Raw genomic sequence first — 17071 nt, forward strand, 5'->3', positions numbered from 1 at the left:
AGGGGAGAATCCCCTCTTTTTTAGCAGAGGAGGGATTCGGTGAAAGCGCAAATAAATAGATTGAAAATCAAGGATAATTTTTTTGTGAGGGGAAAGTGGTTAATCTTATTGTGGATTTGCTTTAACTATATTTTTTCTTTATACCTTTCATATCCTAAAATTGCAGAAGCAACTTATATGGCAGGTTTCATAGTTTTTTTGCACCTGATAACTGTTTTGAAAGCGCGCCAGTTGCTACAACTTTGGGGGGATTGGGCAATTAAGGTTATCCTGACGTTCCAGATTGTTTTAACTTTCAGTATGGGCTTGTTAATGTTAAAAAACGAGACCTCGGCATTTTCATTTTTAGTTGGGTTTATCCCAGTCATAGTAATTGAAGAGATAACCTTTGGTAATGATAAAAAAATAGTAACGCCTTTTGCATTGGGGTACAGCGTTGTCACATTGGGTACAGGGAGCTTGACTAAAAGTTTAGCAACAGAATTTTTCATGTTTCAAGCAATCGTAGCGCTTATCTTTGTTTCAAAATATTATTATTCGCTAATTTATAATAATCATAAAAAAAATGCTGAATTACAGCGCTTGAATACTGAATTAAGTGATGCTTATAAGGAAGTTACAAGATTAACAACGCAAGCAGTTAAACAAAAGATTGCTAGGGACTTACATGATACTTTGGTTCAGGATCTAATCGGAATTAATTTGCAACTGGCTACAATTGATAACTATTTAAAAAATAAAAATTTTGCTGACGCAATTCGCAGGCTTGAGAACACCCAGAAATTGACCCAAGAAGCAATCACAACTTCACGTAAGACTATTACAGAGTACAGGCAAATGCAAGCCAAAAACGTCAAAATTATTTTAAGAGATAAAGTTGTGGAGAAGGTTCAACTTTTAAAAGCGCGCTATGGGTTAGATACTAGTGTGCATATTGCAGCCGAGCTTGAATTGCCCGGCGAACTTTTAACGGATGTGCTTCGAATGATCAATGAAGCGCTAGTAAATGTGATCAAGCATGCAAATATTAGTAAGGCGACTGTGACAGCACAGATAGTGCATGAAAAAAAGCTAGTTATAAAAATTATGAATAACGGAATCCCTTTCCCAGAGAAGTATCAGCAACGACATGATCATTATGGATTGATCGGGATGAGAGAAAGAGCTAAAGCACATGGCGGTGATCTTAAAATATGGAGTACTCCTGAAGAAGGAACGATTGTTTTGATTGAAGTTGCACTAACTCAGTAGGGGGGATAAAATGTACAAAATTATGGTTGTTGACGATCATCCGATTGTGCGTAATGGATTAGTGAATGTTATTGAAACTAAGCAAAACATGAAGGTAGTTGCGTGTGCCGCTAATGGTGCTGAGGCCTTAAAATTAGTTAAAGATACTAAGAAAAACCCACCAGATTTGATTTTGCTGGATATTTTAATGCCAAAAATGAACGGGATCGAATTTATTAAGACCGCCAAGACGGTATCTAAGATTGTGATTTTATCTACCGAAATAGACCGCTATACGGTGATGAACATGTTAAACTTGGAGATCAATGGGTATATCTTAAAAGATGAAGCTCCAAATAATATTCTGCGATTTATTGAAAAAGTTCTTGAAAATGATGACTATGTGGCTTTGAGTAATGAAGTGCTTGCTGAAATTAAGAAGAACAAATCAAAAAGGCAACTAAATTTAACCGAGACGCAAGTTAGAATAATGCAAATGATTTCCAGTGGTCAAACTAATCGTGAAATTAGCCAAGAGCTGTTTATCACGGAACGCACTGTAAAAGCTTATCTGACTAAGATTTATACTCTTTTACAGGTCTCAAACAGGGCACAGGCAATCGCAGTTGCAATTAAAAATGAACTAATCTAGATTCAATGAACGGCTGCAATCAGTTTTTTATTAATAATGGGTTTGGACCAAAGCCGAAGTTACTGTAACACCACTTTGAATTAGTTGGTGAAAGAGTCATCGATTTTGACAGGTACCGTTTTATCAGCAATTACAGTTTCTACGCTGTATCGGGCCCATTTTGAGAGAGCTTCAATAAATTCTGCGAGTGTATTCCCGGCAAAATGGCTTACAAGCAGATAGCAGGCTTGACCAGAGACTTTATAGACAGCGGCGACTTCCTGATAGGCATTAGCAAAGTGTTCAAAGTCTTTGTATTTATTTGAATCCATAAAAACTCTAATAAATTGTGTTTGAGAGTACTTGATTTCAATCTTAAAGCGTTGAATGGTCCCGTTTTGTTGTAAATGGGCGATCCTGTTACCTACAGCTTGCCCTGTCAGGTGAATGAGTGCACCAATTTCTTTATTGGTAAGTTTGCTGTTTTGACTGAGAATTGTCAAAATCTGTCTGTCAATCTTGTCCATAGAATCTCCTTTTTCAGCATCAAAGTTTTAGTGTGTTTTTTCTTTCAGCAAGTTGTTTATTGCTGACAGATCTCTTCTGTATACTTAACTATAGCAAATCTTAAAGAGAAAAGGTGATTTTGTGAGACAAGCATTAATAGTGATCGACGTGCAAAATGATTATTTTGAAAATGGCAAGATGGAGTTGGAGGCACCGCAAGAAGCATTGCAACAGATCAAACGCGTGCTAACTTTTTTTAAGACTGCTGAATTGCCAATTATTTATATTCAGCATATAAAGGAAGGTACCACGGCTGATTTCTTTGGACGTGGCACAAAGGGCGCACAGTTGCATACGGATTTAGAAGTCGATAGTTCAGCGATTGTCATCGAAAAACAATTTCCAAATTCATTTGTTAAAACCAAGCTGGAGGAGACCTTAAAGTCGCTGCAGGTTGAGCAAGTGGTAATTACTGGAATGATGACACAGATGTGTGTTGACTCAACTACGCGTGCCAGCCGCGAGTTAGGTTACAACCCGATTTTATTGGCGGATGCAACTGCAACTAAAGCACTTAGCTTTGGTACTAATAAGGTCGCGGCTAAGGATGTTCAGTATGCCTTTTTAGCAGCATTACAGAGTTTTGCGCAAGTTCTTTCTACGACAACTTATTTGAACCGCTTTAACAAATAAAGGAAACAGGTTATTTATAGTTGTCAGAAATTGTAAAAATATGCTTGACAGAGTTTGTGTGAGAGATTAGAATGCAAGATAAGTTATTAATCAAATTTTAATCAATTGATCTTTTGAAAAGAAGAGTAACGGACATTGATTGAGCACAGAGAACCTAATTTAGCTGAAAATAGGTCTTAATTGAGTCGGTGAAGATGAACTTGGAAATAGAAGTATTTGGTGAAAGCCAACTATTCGGTAGGAACCGTTAATTTCCCGGATATTTATGCGTAGTAAGTATCGCTGAGGCATTTTTAACAATGCAAATTAGGGTGGTACCGCGATTTATTCGTCCCTTTATTTACTAGAATTTTAGTGAATAAAGGGCTTTTTTTATGGATTTTGTGACTGGTAGCGGCGACAATATGATGTATCTAAGTAAAGTGCTTGTTAGCTTTTAAAAACATGCAAAAATTAATAAAGTATAAAAAGATGAGTAGTTTGACACAATTATTTACAGAGAAGGCTAACTGGATGAGAATAGCCGATGAGAGTACAAATGAAGATGGTCTTTTGTTGGAATCTGACGTGAATTTAGTTAGCGTCAGACAGGGATGCCTGTTACAGCATCAGGGTTTTGAAATGCATTCATGACCTAATGAGGATAATTGAAGTGATTTGATTATCGAATAACGAGTGGTAAAGCGATAACACGCCTCGTAGTCAGCAATGACTGCGGGGTGTTTTTTTTTTAATGAAATTTGTGGAAAAGGTCGATTTTAATATAAGGAGTGATCAAGATGACTAGAAAGGTTGTTTTAAGAGTCGGTAATAACTTCAAACCAATTGAAGTGAAACGAAATTGGATTTATGCACTGTTCATTGTAGGGCTCTCAAATAATTTAGGCGAACACTAAGGACAAAGTTTAAAAGTAAGTTACCGCGCTAAGAGTATTTTTTAGTAAAGCTGATAAGCAGTTCTGCTTGTTATGAGTAAAAAGGATGGGAATGAAGACAACCATGGCTAAAAGTGAAGTTGAAGTTAATCAAGATGGCACTGTCCGGGGGCTTTCGAACTTAGCAGTCCAAATGATTGCTTTGGGAGGATCAATTGGAACCGGCTTGTTTTTGGGGGCAGGGAGTACCATTCATCGTACTGGGCCAGCAATTTTATTTGTTTATTTAATGATCGGAATTTTTTTCTTTTTGATGATGCGTGCGATTGGTGAGATGATGTATGCTGATCCTCAACAGCACACTTTTGTTTCCTTTATCGGAAAATATGTCAGCCCGCAGTTGGGATATTTTGCAGCTTGGAGTTATTGGTTAGAGCTCGTTTTAGCAGGGATGGCAGAGCTTACTGCACTTTCAACCTATGTTAAATATTGGTTTCCGGGGACTTCTTCTTGGATGGTTCAAATAGTCTTTTTGTTAATATTGACAGCTGTTAATTTGGCAATGGTCAGCTCTTTTGGAAAATCTGAAATTCTTTTATCTGGGATAAAGATTTTGACGATTTTGGTTTTAATTATAATTGGTGTTTTTTTAGTAACAACGAATCATCATAATCCAGCCGGTACCCAAGCTTCTTGGGGAAACGTTTTTGCACATTTTGAACTTTTCCCGCATGGTTTTCACCAATTTATTAACGCTTTTCCAATGGTTTTCTTTGCTTTCCAAGGGATGGAATTCGTCGGGATTACAACTGCCGAGACCAAAAATCCACGAAAAGTACTACCACATGCGGTTAATCAGATTATCAGCCGGATTCTCCTCTTTTATATTGGGTCGTTGTTAGTAATCATGGCGATTACACCGTGGAAGACCCTTAATCCGAATGAGAGCCCTTTTGTTCAAATTTTTAAATTAGCTGGACTACCAGCAGCTGCACAGGTGATTAACTTGGTCGTGATTGTAGCAGCTTGTTCAACCTTGAACAGTGCGATTTTTTCAACCGGGCGCCATCTATACCAATTGGCAGAGGAATCATCGTCAAAGAGCATGTCCTTTTTCACACAGGTTTCTAAAAATGGAATTCCAGTTGCTAGTGTGCTTTTTTCAGCGTTGATCATGGTTTTAGCACCTATTATTAGTGCATTTAATTCATTAGGAACGGCATTTTCGTTCATTGCGTCTGTCTCAAGTGATATCTATATTTTGGTCTGTATTTTAACAATGAGCGCCCATTATAGGTATCGGCATTCAGTAGATTTTAAGGTTGATGGATTTAAAATGCCGCAATATCGCTGGGCTAATCCGCTCACAGTTATTTTCTTTTTTGCAATTTTTGTTAGTTTGTTATTTAATCAAGCATCAATTTTTCCAGCACTCGGTGCACTGGCTTGGGCACTTGGCTTTAACTTACTATTGCTTTATCGCCAGAAGAAATTGAAGCGAGTTGATGCTCAAGGTTCTTAATAGGGGGTTTTTAAATGAGTTTAAGTGATCTAAAAAATGAACTAATTTACCATAAACTGGAAGATCGTTATCTTGTTTTGCCTGCGACTGGGGCAACGGTTGGAGAAGCAGCCAAAGTATTGCAGGTTGATCCAGATGCAATTGCTAAATCCTTAGTTCTAAATGTTAACGAACAGCCGACAGTGCTTGTGTTGAGTGGCAATGCACGGTTGGATAATCATCATTTTAAAGAAGAATTTCGGGTGCGTCCGCGCTTGCTGCCTGCAACTGAGGCACAAAAGACTGGTGAGCGGAACACGTTAATAAGAAGTGCTGACAATCACCGGGAGGTTTCAAGCGTAACCTCGAATTAACCTGATTACTATAATTCAAAAGAACGACTTCATCCCTCATAGTAGGAATAAAGGCGCTCTTTTAAATTTAACGAAATGCTTGGACTTCGCTTGCAGTAATTGCATTTTGAATACTTTTAGCCAGCTTGGGAATTCCAAGTTCAATTTGTTTTTCGGTTACACCTGAAAAATTTAAACGCATTCCGTTTTTCTTATTTTTATGTGCATAGAAAACTTTTCCAGGGACAAAGCTAATCCGGTCAGTGGGAATACAGGTCTCACTTAGTAACTTTTGAGTATCAAGGACTTCCGGCAAGGTTAGCCAAATGAAGAAGCCGCCTTCTGGTTGGGTGTAATGAACATCTGCCGGCATTGTTTCACTAAGAACGGTAAGCATCGTATCTAAACGGCTTTGATAAGTTGCCAGCATCCCTGTGATATGTTGCTCTAAATTATTGTTTTCCAAGTACTGATTGAGTGCTGCTAAAACAATACTGGGCGTTTCTAAGTCGCTGCTGGTTTTTAATTTACGCAGATGGCAAATGGTTGCTTGATCTGCCACGATCCAGCCGACTCTCAATCCTGGCATTAGAATTTTGGAAAAGCTGCTGACGAATATAACATGTCCATGGCGATCAAACGATTTAAGCGCAGGAAGCTTTGCGCCCTTATAACGTAAGTCGCGATAAGGTGTATCTTCAAGAATGAAAAAGTCATATTTTTCAGCCAATTCAACCAATTTTTGGCGTTTACTCAATGAAAGTGTTACACCTGTAGGATTATGAAAATCAGGAACGGTATATAACAATTTGATATTCGGATGCGTTTGCAATACCAGCTCAAGCTGCTCGAGATTTAAACCGTCTTCTTCAAGTGCCACGTCGTAATAACAAGGATCATATTGATCAAAGGCTGACAAGGCGCCAACATAAGTAGGTGCTTCAACAACAACTCCATCTCCAGCATTCAACAATAACTTGCCGATCAAGTCTAGCGCTTGTTGACCGCCTTGGGTGATTAAAATATTTTCACGGTCAGCTTTAATACCTGCTGTTTGACCAGCTCGGTGTGCTAGACGTTCGCGTAATTTTTCAAAACCATTAACAGTATTATATTCAAAAATTTGGTTGCCTGCTTTATCAATTGCTTGGTTGAAAGCCCGTTTCATTTGTGTGATTGGGAAAAGGTCAGGATTAGGGTTCCCCGCAGAGAATTTGATACCATCCTCACCTAAACTGCCGCCAAACATTTCAGCTAAGCGGTCTTCCGAACCCAGCATAACACGATCTGCAAAGATATCATTCATGTATACTTTTCTCCTTAAACTTTATTTTCTGTTTCTCTTTTTACGTTGGTTTTAGTATATCCTGTTTTTTTGAATAAATAAAATTCAACTTTTTCATTAAAGAGTGAATTTTATTCATCTATGTTCAAAAAGCTATTTTAGGCAGTTTTAACAGCTTGATTGTTCAAATGTGCATCACGAGCATTGCGCGACATAATTTTGATACAAAAAAAGCAGCACAATGTGTGTTTAGCTTTCGAAGGCAAAGCCTAGGGAAGACGCCCACAGTCCATTTTAGTGCTACTAATTGCCTATTTTTAGATTGTTGTGTTTAAATTGTGCTAGCAAATGTGTCCAGGATTACCAACAATTGTTTTTCCTGCTGGTACATCATGCAAGACAACGGCGGCAGCACCGACTTTAACGTCGTCATTGATTGTAACTGCGCCTAAAATAGTTGCCCCAGCCCCAATGAACACACGATTACCGATTTTAGGGTGTCGGCTGGAACCGTGATTGGCAATACTTCCTAGAGTTACACCATGGTAGAGCACGACATCATTACCAATTTTTGCAGTTTCTCCAATTACAATTCCTGTACCATGATCAATTAAGAGGCGTTTGCCGATCTTAGCACCCGGATGAATCTCAACCCCTGTAAATAAGCGTGAAATTTGAGTTACCAGCTGTGCACTTAAGCAATGATGACGGCACCATAGATGATGCGATAAACGGTATAGCCACACCGCATGTAGCCCGGAATAGGTCAAAAGAACTTCCGCAGTGGAGGTTACAGCAGGGTCGTAAGCGCGAATCATTTTAACTTCTTCTCTAAGCAAGCGGATTTTTTTAAAAGAGCATTTGTGTTTAAGGTAAGTTTTGAATTCCATTGGACTCAGCTCCTAAGCTATAATTGTGCTTCAACTTCTGTAATGGCTTGATCTAAAATCTGCAGTCCGACTGTTAACTCTGCGTAACTAACTGTTAATGGAGGCGCAATTCTGAAAACTCCGCCCATTCCTGGAAGACAAACAATATTCATGTGCAGCCCTAACTGAAAACAGCGTGTTGTGATTGAGTTACCTAATTCTGCAGCCCGTTCCTTAGTAGTAGAATCTTTAATAATCTCAATTCCTTGCAGCAAACCGCGACCGCGGGCATCACCGACAATTTCGTGTGTCGCTACCAGCTGCTGGAGTCCTTTGTGTAAAAACTGTCCCTTTTCAAGGGCTTGCGCTGCCAACTGGTCACGGTCAATAATGTCCATCACGGTACAGCCAACCGCGGCTACCAAAGGATCGTTAACATGCGAAGTATAGAAAATAAAACCATTAGCGTAAGCTGCTTGTTCAAGTTGAGCCGTCGTCACCAAGGCAGCAAGCGGAAGACCTGCTCCCAAAGTTTTAGAAAGCGTCAAAATATCAGGAGTGACTTCTTCATGTTGGAAGGCATACCAATCGCCAGTCCGAGCAAAGCCGGTTTGCGCTTCGTCAAAGATTAGCAGCATTCCACGCTCATGACATTTGCGTTTTAAAGCTGCAAGGTATCCTGGAGGCGGAACTAAGATGCCACCGCCAGAAACGATTGGTTCAACAATACAGGCCGCTAAGCTGCCCACAGACTGAGCATCAACCATTGAAAAACCATAATCCAATTGTTTCTGCCAGTCTAAGCTGCCAGCAGCATTAACAAAGTCAGGTCGATAAGAGTATGGTGTAGGGATAGATAGCTGACCGGGAGAGCCGGGAACTCCGAGCTTGCGCGCTGCAGAATAAGTTGCCCCAGCACTGGCTTCCGTAACTCCATGCCAGGAACGATTAAAAGAGACAACTTCAAATTTTCCGGTAACCGCTTTTGCAAGTCTTAGAGCGGCTTCATTAACCTCTGAGCCGGTGGTCAAAGGGATAACCTTAGGGAGTAAATCAGCAGTACTGTGAGCAATCTTGGTACATAGATTAATACTAGGTCGGGACAGCATTCCACTGAATAAATGGTCTAGGCGACCGCTAGCTTGTTGAATTGTTTGGACAACTTCCGGATTCGAATGGCCCAGCGTTGAACTCATTTGTCCAGAAGTAAAGTCTAAGATCTTACGGCCGCTTTCTGTATAAATATAGCTACCGCTGGCATGATCGATTATTTCAGGAATAAAAAATGGTGCACCGTAGCGTCCGACATGTTGTTCAACATCTTTCCAAGGATCAGTACGTTTTTCAAAGGCAGTTTTCATAGAATTCACCCCATACTTGAATTGTTAATTGCTCTGCTGTAGCTTAATGTTTATTATGATTAAAGTATTAAGTAAAAACAATCAATAAAATATAAACGGTTTGTTCAAAAAAACTAAAGGATGGTGCAGATGTTAAATACTTGGCGTCTTCAATTGCTGGTACAACTCAGTAAGTTGGGGACAATGCGACTTGTGGCCGAGGCGATGCTGATCAGTCCTGCCACAGTTTCAATGCAGTTAAAAATACTTGAAACAGAAACAAGTACCGTGCTTTTAGAAAAAATAGGACGTAACGTTAAGTTAACAGCGGCAGGACAGAGGTTGGTTAAAGAAGTCAGTCCCATTTTGAATCAGTTGGAAAGTGTAACCAATGAATTGCAAGATTCTGCCCAAGAGGTTCAAGGAACAGTCAGAATTGCTGCTTTTTCAAGCGCTTTGCGTGCACTAGTGCTTCCCGCAGTCGCACAGGTAAATGATTTTTATCCGCAAATCAAGATTATTTTAAGCGAAATGGAGCCTGATCAAAGTCTGCCGGGACTTCAAGCGCACCAATTTGATATCGCGTTAATTGCTCAGTTGGGAACTGGGAACGCTTTGACAGATCCAGAGTACCAATTAATTAACCTTGGGGCTGATCAACTTCAAGTGCTCGTTAATCAAGCCAGTCCTTTGGCCAAAAATGAGAGTATTTCAATCGATTTACTAAAAGAACAGGCTTGGATGTTAGAGCCGGATACTGCATATTTGACTAAAGCTGTGCGGCGCCTTTGCCAGCAAGCAGGTTTTAGTCCAAATGTCAGCGGAATCTGCCAAAGTTATACTACGTTGCAGGCCGCAGTTAGTCATAATTGGGCGATTGGTGTGCTGCCGACGTTAGCAGTGACGCAGACAGCGAATGTTAAGCTGCTTAACTTACAGCCGGCTACTTTGCGACAGATTTTTTTAGCCGTGCGCAAACCGCAGGCAAGAGTCCGTGCAATTCAGATTGTTGTTCAAGCAATTCAGAAACAAGCAGCAGCGCTTTTCTAAATTCAGGATCATGCTTTTCAATGAGCAAACTATTCTTTTCAAGGCGAAAACAAATTGTAAATACCAAAAAATAAGCTTAAGTGCAGCTTTATTTTTGAATACTAGATTTTATCGCTTGTGTGTGATAAAAAGTAACATAAGAATTTGAAGGGTGGTATACTAAGCCCAAGTTATGATAAAAAGATTAATAACAGCTTTGGAGATTTTCATTTTAAGGAGGGGCTTTTATGAAAGAGCGGGAGACAACCAACCAAGACGGTACAAAACGTGCTTTAAGCAACCGCCATGTGCAGATGATTGCAATTGGTGGAACGATTGGAACTGGTCTGTTTTTAGGAGCAGGCAGCACAATTTCAAAGACAGGTCCTTCAGTTATGTTAGTTTATTTGGTGCTCGGATTGTTTTTCTTTTTCATGATGAGAGCAATTGGGGAGATGTTTTACTCGGATCCTTCACAGCATACCTTTGTTTCATTTATTTCACGTTATCTTGGAGCAGCAGTTGGTCATTTTACCGGGTGGACTTATTGGATTGGTTTAGTCTTTGTATGTATGGCCGAACTAACTGCGGTTGCAGCATATGTTAAATTCTGGTTTCCAGCGATACCATCATGGATAGTTGAGTTAGTCTTCTTAGGGGTTTTGGCTTGTGTGAACCTGATTGCAGCCCGTTTATTCGGCGAAGCTGAATTCTGGTTTGCAATGATTAAAATTATTGCCATTATTGCTTTGATTGTGACAGGAATTTTTATGGTGTTTAGTCATTCTGCAACTCCTTTGGGACACGCTTCTGTGGGAAACATTTTCCATGATTACACGTTATTTCCACATGGCACTTTTAATTTTATCGCTGCTTTTCCAATGGTCTTCTTCGCTTTTCAGGGAATCGAATTCGTTAGTATTACGATCGGCGAGGCTAAAGCACCCCATCTGATTATTAAAAAAGCAGTTAATGAAACTTTAGTAAGAATTCTTTTGTTTTACATTGGGGCTTTAGTTGTCATTATGGGAATTATTCCGTGGACCTCTTTATCTGCTGACAGTAGCCCGTTTGTGCAAGTCTTTAAATTAGCCGGCTTTCCAGCGGCTGCGGCGATCATTAATTTCGTGGTTTTAACGTCAGCAGCATCGGCACTCAATAGTTGTATTTTTTCAGCTGGGCGCCATTTCTATCAATTGGCCACGGAGGTGCCTAAGGAAAGCTTTATGGCTCGAAAATTTGCGCGAATTTCTAAGAGTGGGGTACCTGCACCCGCAATTCTACTTTCCGCAGGATTAGTTCTAATTACACCAATTATGAGTTTGACTAATGCAACGACATCTGTCTTTACAATTGTGACTGGGGCATCAAGTGATATGTATATTATTGTTTATATCTTGGCGATGCTTGCTCATCGTAAGTACCGTGAATCAAATGACTTTTTGCCAGACGGGTTCAAAATGCCGGCGTACAAAATCACCAGTCCATTAACAATTGCATTTTTCCTAATCATTTTCATGAGTTTGTTCTTTATTCCAGAAGATATTATCGGTGCTGTTGGCGCAATTGCTTGGACGCTGATCTTTGGAGGAGCAATGTACTTTCATGAAAATGCCGTTTCAAATGAACAGATCTGAGGCAATCTATATTTAAAAGCGTAAAAATTTGTCAAAAGATGCAGTGCCCCAAGTTAAACACAAAGGCACTGCATCTTTTGGCTGATCTTAAAAAATGGGTGTCTTTTCACAGGTGAGCAGGCTGCGTTCCAAAAATGTCACACTTGACTTTAATACAGCGAGTGTGACTATTTTATTGTAATTAATGATAGCGCATTCACATTTGGGTATAATAAAAGTGAATTTTAATAAAGAAGGGAAGGATCTTTATGACTTTTTCAATACCTAAAGATTTTCTTTGGGGCGGAGCGGTTGCAGCTCATCAGTTAGAAGGAGCCTGGCAAGCAGGCGGCAAGGGTGTCAGTCTTGCAGATGTGATGACAGCGGGGGCTAATGGAATTCCGCGACAAATTACGGCGGAAGTTGAACCTGATAAATTCTATCCCAACCATGAAGCAATTGATTTTTACCATCATTATAAAGCCGATCTTAAGTTATTTGCTGAGATGGGATTCAAATGTTTTCGTACTTCGATTGCTTGGACACGGATTTTTCCGTTGGGAGACGAGCAAGAACCTAATGAAGCGGGATTACGCTTTTATGATGATTTGTTTGCTGAGTGTCATAAGTATGGCATTGAGCCTGTGATCACGCTTTCACATTTTGAGATTCCTAATCATTTGATAAGAAAGTATGGAGGGTGGCGTGATCGCCGGTTAATTGACTTCTTCGTGCATTTTGCAACTGTTGTTTTTAAACGCTACCGGAAACAAGTTAAATACTGGATGACCTTTAATGAAATCAACAATCAAACAAATTACAAGGAACAGTTTTTACTGGCAACGGACTCAGGACTGGTACTTGACGCTGACGATCCGCAAAGTGAAGCTTTAATGTATCAAGCGGCGCACTATGAATTAGTTGCTAGTGCACTGGCAGTGAAGGTTGGGCGGCAAATTAACCCAGACTTTAAGCTTGGATGTATGCTTAACGTGTCACCGTTATATCCTGCAACTTGCAAACCAGCGGATGCTTTTCAAGCGTTAAAAGCGATGCAGCGCCGGTATTGGTTTGCCGATGTGCAGACGCTTGGAAAATATCCGCGGCATATGGAAGCCTTTTTCAAAGCAAATGGGCTGCGAACCGATATTACGTTAGAAGATCGTATTGTATTGGAAGAAGGGACAGTTGATTATCTGGGGTTTAGCTACTACAATTCCTTAACCGTTGCGGCTCAAAGTGACAATCCGGAGTATCATTTTGTCGGACCAGAAGCGGCAGTTGCTAATTCTTATCTAGCAACCAGTGACTGGGGTTGGCCGATCGATCCTTTGGGCTTGCGCTATTCATTAAATTGGCTTGCAGATCATTACCATAAACCGCTGATGATTGTTGAAAATGGGTTGGGTGCGCGCGATGAGATTGCAGCTGATGGTCAAATTCACGATGATTATCGGATAGCATATCTGAGAGCGCACATTCAGGCGATGAAAACTGCGATTGAAAAAGATGGTGTCGAAGTAATTGGATACACACCATGGGGCTGTATTGATTTAGTCTCAGCTGGGACGGGGCAGATGTCTAAACGTTATGGCTTTATTTATGTTGATCGCGATGATCAAGGTAATGGGAGTCTTGCGCGGATGAAAAAGGATTCGTTTTATTGGTATCAAAAGGTAATTAAAAGTAATGGACAAGACCTGTCATAAGTAAGAAGCGCGATTGTGGGTTCTTTTAGTTATTATGTGATGGGTCATAAGATCAAGTTAAGGGATTGGGTTAAACGCTAAATTTTGCCCTGTCCCTTATTTATTTGTGGACAAATGTGTTCCCTAAGTCAAAATGTGCTGTCAAATTCTGAGTTACTTGTAACAACGGTCACACTGTATTTGTAATTTCACGGTAGTATGCAAATTTTAACAACTTAGTTTACATTTTTTTGTACACTGACTCAATGCGGGCGACTCTGATGGAATTTTTCTACTTTGGTGGGATTTTTACCAATATTACGAGCTAATGATTCTAGAATAAAAATTACTGGAATTTGAGTAGTAATGTTTAAAGTCTCATTGATAACTTCTGGTTTGACATTATATGAAAAATTAACGTCGGATAATCTGGCCAGAGTGCAGTAGCTATTGTTAGTGATGCTCACAATGTGGAACTTTTGTTCTTTTAACTTGACTGCTTCCTTAATAACCTCGGCAGTTTCGCCACTGACTGACAGTAAAATTGCAATTTGATTCGAATCGCGGTCGAGATCATAGGGAAGTGGGTAAAATGGATCTACATTATAAAAAGCATTGATCCTGAAATTCGAAAATTGCCGGGCACCATATTGTGCCAAAGTGCCGGAAGTCCCGATTCCAAAGAAGAGAATCTTATTAGTATCTTTGACAAGCTTTTTAAAGGCATTGAGTTCGTGTGAATACTGTTGTAACAGCGGACGGTCGAAATATTCTGTACCTAAATCAAAAATTTCTGTATTAAAAGTTCCAGCGAGCTCCTTGTCTTGCAGGGCTAGCTTTTTTTGCTTAAGGCTAAATTTAAATTCATAGAAGCTATCATAATTCATTTTCTTAATACATCTCATAATTGAAGCCGATGAAACATGAATAGTAACGGCTAATTGGCGGATGCTCAAATGCATGACTTCATCAGAATGAGAAATTAAATAGTTATAAACTAAAATTTCTGTCGGTGTAAAATTTTTTAAATCAACCATAAGTTTGTCCTCCGCTTTCTCTCTACTGCAATCGCTAGTTAGATTATATAATGAAACGCTACCAAATTCCAAAATTAGCCAATGTTTCTTTTTTTGAAATATGTAACCGTTTATAGTAACTATCTAGTAACCACCAATGGTTTCTTGTATTATGAAGGCGTAAGAAAGAAAACAGCTATTCTGAATTTTAGTAAGCGGTTACATTGATGCTGATAAACAGTTAGCGGTTTTTACATTTTGGAATGATAACTAAAAATTGGAGGGGAAAGTCATGAGTACAGATGAGCAAAAAGTAACAATTATGTTGTGTTGTGCAGCAGGGATGAGCACGAGTATTTTGGTCAAAAACATGCAGGCAGCAGCTAAAGATGAAGGTGTTAATGCCAAAATATTTGCAGTTCCAGCGGCTGAAGCTAATGAAAAACTTGCACAAGAAAAGATTGATTGTATCTTACTAGGTCCGCAAGTGCGTTATATGCTGGGGTCCTTTAAAGAAAAAGTTGCTGCGCAAAACATTCCAGTGGATGTCATTAATATGCAGGACTATGGAATGGTAAAAGGTGATCGCGTACTGCAACAAGGGCTTAAGCTGATCAAGTGAATTTTCAAAGGAGGCAGAAGGAACATGAATGATAAAGTTGAAGATGAACAAGCTTTAATGCAGGCTATGGGACTGATTAGTAACGCAGGTAACGCTAAATCTTTAGCGATTGAAGCTGTTCATGCTGCAAAGAGTAATGATTTTTCACAGGCGCAAGCTAAATTGAAAGAAGCTAACGAATCTTTAATTCAAGCGCATAACACACAAACGAAGATGTTAACGAAAGAGGCTAATGGAGAGCATGCCAAATTGACTTTATTGACAGTCCATTCACAAGATCATTTGATGACCGCGATTACTTTTATTGATCTTGCGACAGAACTGATTAGTGTTTATCACAGATTAAGTCAAATTGAGCAGCGTCAAGGCTAGTTTGGAAGGAGTGTTATTCTGATGAACAATTCAGATACTTTTAAAGAAAAAATGACTTCTTGGGTAGGAAAATTTGCGGGATCAAGATTTGTTAGGGCAATCATGGAAGCTGGGTATAGTGTAATTGCATTTTCAATTATTGGTGCGGTTTTCCTAATTCTGCAAGTTTTACCACAAGCTTTTCAAATTCCTGGTTTTGCAAGTCTTTATGCAAATACGCTGGGACGCTTTGCCAATTTGTTTCAAGTTGCATATAACTCAACAATGGGACTGCTTGCGCTGATATTTGCAGGAACGTTTACCTACAGCTACACTAAAATATATCGTGATGAGGAACATCTGAATTTAAACCCGCTCAATAGTTTGTTGATGTTTTTAATGGCGATGTTTATTACAGTACCACAATTAGTGTGGAAAAATGGTTCAGTGCAGTTTGTGCAGTCACTAAACAAGGACAATATTATTGGTGGCGGGTATTCAGTTTCAGTTTCTGGAATAACAAGAATAGCGGCGGTCGGGATCTTTACCGGCTTAGTGGTTGGTTGGCTTACGGTTCAAATCTATCGCTTTACTATAAAACACAATTGGTCAATTAGAATGCCCGATGCGGTACCAGCAGGTGTTGCCAATTCGTTCAGTGCTTTGATTCCTGGCTTTTGTGTCGCAACGGTGGTTTCATTACTCAACTTACTGCTTGTGATCGGAGGCACCGATATCTTTAAGATTCTTTATATTCCATTCTCTTTTGTAAGCAGCATCGCTGACACCTGGTGGGGCTTCCTAGTAATTATTTTCTTAATTCATTTCTTATGGTGGTTTGGTATTCACGGAGCCACAATAATGAGCTCATTTTATACTCCGATAGTTCTCGCAAATATGGCTGCAAATGTCAAAGGAGCAAATAATTTCTTTGCGGGTGATCCGATGAATGCGTTTGTTATTATCGGCGGTTCTGGGGCAACACTCGGGATGGCAATCTGGTTGGCCTCAAAAGCTAAATCAGTTCAATTAAAAGAAATTGGCAAAGCCGAACTTGTGCCAGCAATTTTTAATATTAATGAGCCAATCATATTTGGATTGCCAATTGTGTATAATGTCAGGCTTTTCATTCCATTCGTATGTGCGCCACTTGCTTCAGGAATTGTGGGTTATTTTGCAGTCACTTCGCATTTCGTACACAAAATAATTGTACAGCAGCCTTGGCCGACACCGGTTGGTTTAGGCGGTGCGATCGCAACGACTAGTTGGGAAGGTGCAGTGTTGGCAATCATTTGTGCCTTGGTCGCCTTTGTAGTCTGGTATCCATTCATTAGACAATACGACCGCGAGTTGTTGAAAAAGGAACAGGCTGCTGAGCAAAAATAAATGCAAGTTTAGCGCAAGGAAATTGTGATCACAGCACACCAACTTTTTCCGACTCCTTAATTCACAGAGGTAAAATAGA

Annotated in this window: 16 protein-coding genes and 1 other annotated feature; of the genes, 11 read left to right on the top strand and 5 right to left on the bottom strand. The window is 39.7% G+C overall.

The window, feature by feature from the left end:
- Positions 1-39 precede the first annotated feature (39 nt).
- On the top strand, positions 40-1251 hold the full coding sequence (locus tag AB3Y88_RS08165) for a sensor histidine kinase (protein ID WP_228888712.1): 1212 nt from the start codon (positions 40-42) through the stop codon (positions 1249-1251).
- Positions 1252-1261: 10 nt separating this feature from the next.
- Complete coding sequence (locus AB3Y88_RS08170) at positions 1262-1882, top strand: response regulator transcription factor (protein ID WP_228888709.1); 621 nt, start codon at positions 1262-1264, stop codon at positions 1880-1882.
- 80 nt (positions 1883-1962) lie between these two features.
- Here AB3Y88_RS08170 and AB3Y88_RS08175 read toward each other — a convergent pair whose 3' ends face one another.
- Positions 1963-2388, bottom strand: coding sequence for an Lrp/AsnC family transcriptional regulator (locus tag AB3Y88_RS08175; RefSeq protein WP_228888707.1), 426 nt, complete (start codon positions 2386-2388; stop codon positions 1963-1965).
- A gap of 121 nt (positions 2389-2509) precedes the next feature.
- On the opposite strand from AB3Y88_RS08175, the gene AB3Y88_RS08180 reads away from it, so the two are divergent.
- From AB3Y88_RS08180 to AB3Y88_RS08190, 3 genes are all read left to right on the top strand, one after another.
- Positions 2510-3061 carry a cysteine hydrolase family protein gene (locus tag AB3Y88_RS08180; protein WP_228888704.1) on the top strand — a complete coding sequence of 184 codons (552 nt, stop codon included), beginning with the start codon at positions 2510-2512 and terminating at the stop codon, positions 3059-3061.
- Between the two features lie 104 nt (positions 3062-3165).
- Positions 3166-3400: a binding site (T-box leader), on the top strand.
- A gap of 642 nt (positions 3401-4042) precedes the next feature.
- Complete coding sequence (locus AB3Y88_RS08185) at positions 4043-5458, top strand: amino acid permease (protein ID WP_228888702.1); 1416 nt, start codon at positions 4043-4045, stop codon at positions 5456-5458.
- Between the two features lie 14 nt (positions 5459-5472).
- The gene (locus AB3Y88_RS08190) at positions 5473-5811 is read left to right on the top strand and encodes a YbaK/EbsC family protein (RefSeq protein WP_228888700.1); all 339 of its coding nucleotides are present in this window, start codon (positions 5473-5475) and stop codon (positions 5809-5811) included.
- Between the two features lie 67 nt (positions 5812-5878).
- Here AB3Y88_RS08190 and AB3Y88_RS08195 read toward each other — a convergent pair whose 3' ends face one another.
- From AB3Y88_RS08195 to AB3Y88_RS08205, 3 genes are all read right to left on the bottom strand, one after another.
- Positions 5879-7096, bottom strand: coding sequence for a PLP-dependent aminotransferase family protein (locus AB3Y88_RS08195; protein ID WP_056961618.1), 1218 nt, complete (start codon positions 7094-7096; stop codon positions 5879-5881).
- A 320-nt stretch (positions 7097-7416) separates the two neighbouring features.
- A complete protein-coding gene (cysE, locus tag AB3Y88_RS08200) occupies positions 7417-7965 on the bottom strand; it encodes a serine O-acetyltransferase (protein ID WP_228888697.1) in 549 nt (182 codons plus the stop codon).
- Between the two features lie 17 nt (positions 7966-7982).
- Positions 7983-9305: an aspartate aminotransferase family protein gene (locus AB3Y88_RS08205; protein ID WP_228888694.1), complete on the bottom strand. Its 1323-nt coding sequence runs from the start codon at positions 9303-9305 to the stop codon at positions 7983-7985.
- Positions 9306-9434: 129 nt separating this feature from the next.
- Here AB3Y88_RS08205 and AB3Y88_RS08210 point away from each other — a divergent pair, with 129 nt between their 5' ends.
- The 3 genes from AB3Y88_RS08210 (at position 9435) to AB3Y88_RS08220 (ending at position 13638) form a co-directional block, all read left to right on the top strand.
- Positions 9435-10334, top strand: a complete 900-nt coding sequence (locus AB3Y88_RS08210; protein WP_228888691.1) for a LysR family transcriptional regulator — start codon at positions 9435-9437, stop codon at positions 10332-10334.
- A 227-nt stretch (positions 10335-10561) separates the two neighbouring features.
- Positions 10562-11950: an amino acid permease gene (locus AB3Y88_RS08215; RefSeq protein ID WP_228888689.1), complete on the top strand. Its 1389-nt coding sequence runs from the start codon at positions 10562-10564 to the stop codon at positions 11948-11950.
- 248 nt (positions 11951-12198) lie between these two features.
- On the top strand, positions 12199-13638 hold the full coding sequence (locus AB3Y88_RS08220; RefSeq protein WP_228888686.1) for a 6-phospho-beta-glucosidase: 1440 nt from the start codon (positions 12199-12201) through the stop codon (positions 13636-13638).
- A 242-nt stretch (positions 13639-13880) separates the two neighbouring features.
- On the opposite strand, the gene AB3Y88_RS08225 is transcribed toward AB3Y88_RS08220, so the two are convergent.
- Complete coding sequence (locus AB3Y88_RS08225; protein WP_082610523.1) at positions 13881-14654, bottom strand: MurR/RpiR family transcriptional regulator; 774 nt, start codon at positions 14652-14654, stop codon at positions 13881-13883.
- A 271-nt stretch (positions 14655-14925) separates the two neighbouring features.
- Here AB3Y88_RS08225 and AB3Y88_RS08230 point away from each other — a divergent pair, with 271 nt between their 5' ends.
- From AB3Y88_RS08230 to celB, 3 genes are read left to right on the top strand one after another with little or no spacing between them, the layout of a single operon-like run.
- Positions 14926-15255: a PTS sugar transporter subunit IIB gene (locus tag AB3Y88_RS08230; protein ID WP_056961608.1), complete on the top strand. Its 330-nt coding sequence runs from the start codon at positions 14926-14928 to the stop codon at positions 15253-15255.
- A 24-nt stretch (positions 15256-15279) separates the two neighbouring features.
- Positions 15280-15627 carry a PTS lactose/cellobiose transporter subunit IIA gene (locus AB3Y88_RS08235; RefSeq protein ID WP_054755843.1) on the top strand — a complete coding sequence of 116 codons (348 nt, stop codon included), beginning with the start codon at positions 15280-15282 and terminating at the stop codon, positions 15625-15627.
- 21 nt (positions 15628-15648) lie between these two features.
- On the top strand, positions 15649-16992 hold the full coding sequence (gene celB, locus AB3Y88_RS08240) for a PTS cellobiose transporter subunit IIC (protein WP_056961606.1): 1344 nt from the start codon (positions 15649-15651) through the stop codon (positions 16990-16992).
- Positions 16993-17071: the final 79 nt, after the last annotated feature.

Origin of the sequence: Liquorilactobacillus satsumensis, from assembly GCF_964065465.1 — a bacterium.
In the GTDB taxonomy this organism is placed as follows: Bacteria; Bacillota; Bacilli; order Lactobacillales; family Lactobacillaceae; genus Liquorilactobacillus; species Liquorilactobacillus satsumensis.

Bases quoted from the DNA above. Each gene is read 5' to 3' on its own strand.
- AB3Y88_RS08170 (WP_228888709.1), top strand. From the start codon at position 1,262: ATGTACAAAATTATGGTTGTTGACGATCATCCGATTGTGCGTAATGGA.
- AB3Y88_RS08175 (WP_228888707.1), bottom strand. From the start codon at position 2,388: ATGGACAAGATTGACAGACAGATTTTGACAATTCTCAGTCAAAACAGC.
- AB3Y88_RS08185 (WP_228888702.1), top strand. From the start codon at position 4,043: ATGGGAATGAAGACAACCATGGCTAAAAGTGAAGTTGAAGTTAATCAA.
- AB3Y88_RS08190 (WP_228888700.1), top strand. From the start codon at position 5,473: ATGAGTTTAAGTGATCTAAAAAATGAACTAATTTACCATAAACTGGAA.
- AB3Y88_RS08195 (WP_056961618.1), bottom strand. From the start codon at position 7,096: ATGAATGATATCTTTGCAGATCGTGTTATGCTGGGTTCGGAAGACCGC.
- cysE (WP_228888697.1), bottom strand. From the start codon at position 7,965: ATGGAATTCAAAACTTACCTTAAACACAAATGCTCTTTTAAAAAAATC.
- AB3Y88_RS08205 (WP_228888694.1), bottom strand. From the start codon at position 9,305: ATGAAAACTGCCTTTGAAAAACGTACTGATCCTTGGAAAGATGTTGAA.
- AB3Y88_RS08210 (WP_228888691.1), top strand. From the start codon at position 9,435: ATGTTAAATACTTGGCGTCTTCAATTGCTGGTACAACTCAGTAAGTTG.
- AB3Y88_RS08215 (WP_228888689.1), top strand. From the start codon at position 10,562: ATGAAAGAGCGGGAGACAACCAACCAAGACGGTACAAAACGTGCTTTA.
- AB3Y88_RS08220 (WP_228888686.1), top strand. From the start codon at position 12,199: ATGACTTTTTCAATACCTAAAGATTTTCTTTGGGGCGGAGCGGTTGCA.
- AB3Y88_RS08225 (WP_082610523.1), bottom strand. From the start codon at position 14,654: ATGGTTGATTTAAAAAATTTTACACCGACAGAAATTTTAGTTTATAAC.
- AB3Y88_RS08230 (WP_056961608.1), top strand. From the start codon at position 14,926: ATGAGTACAGATGAGCAAAAAGTAACAATTATGTTGTGTTGTGCAGCA.
- AB3Y88_RS08235 (WP_054755843.1), top strand. From the start codon at position 15,280: ATGAATGATAAAGTTGAAGATGAACAAGCTTTAATGCAGGCTATGGGA.
- celB (WP_056961606.1), top strand. From the start codon at position 15,649: ATGAACAATTCAGATACTTTTAAAGAAAAAATGACTTCTTGGGTAGGA.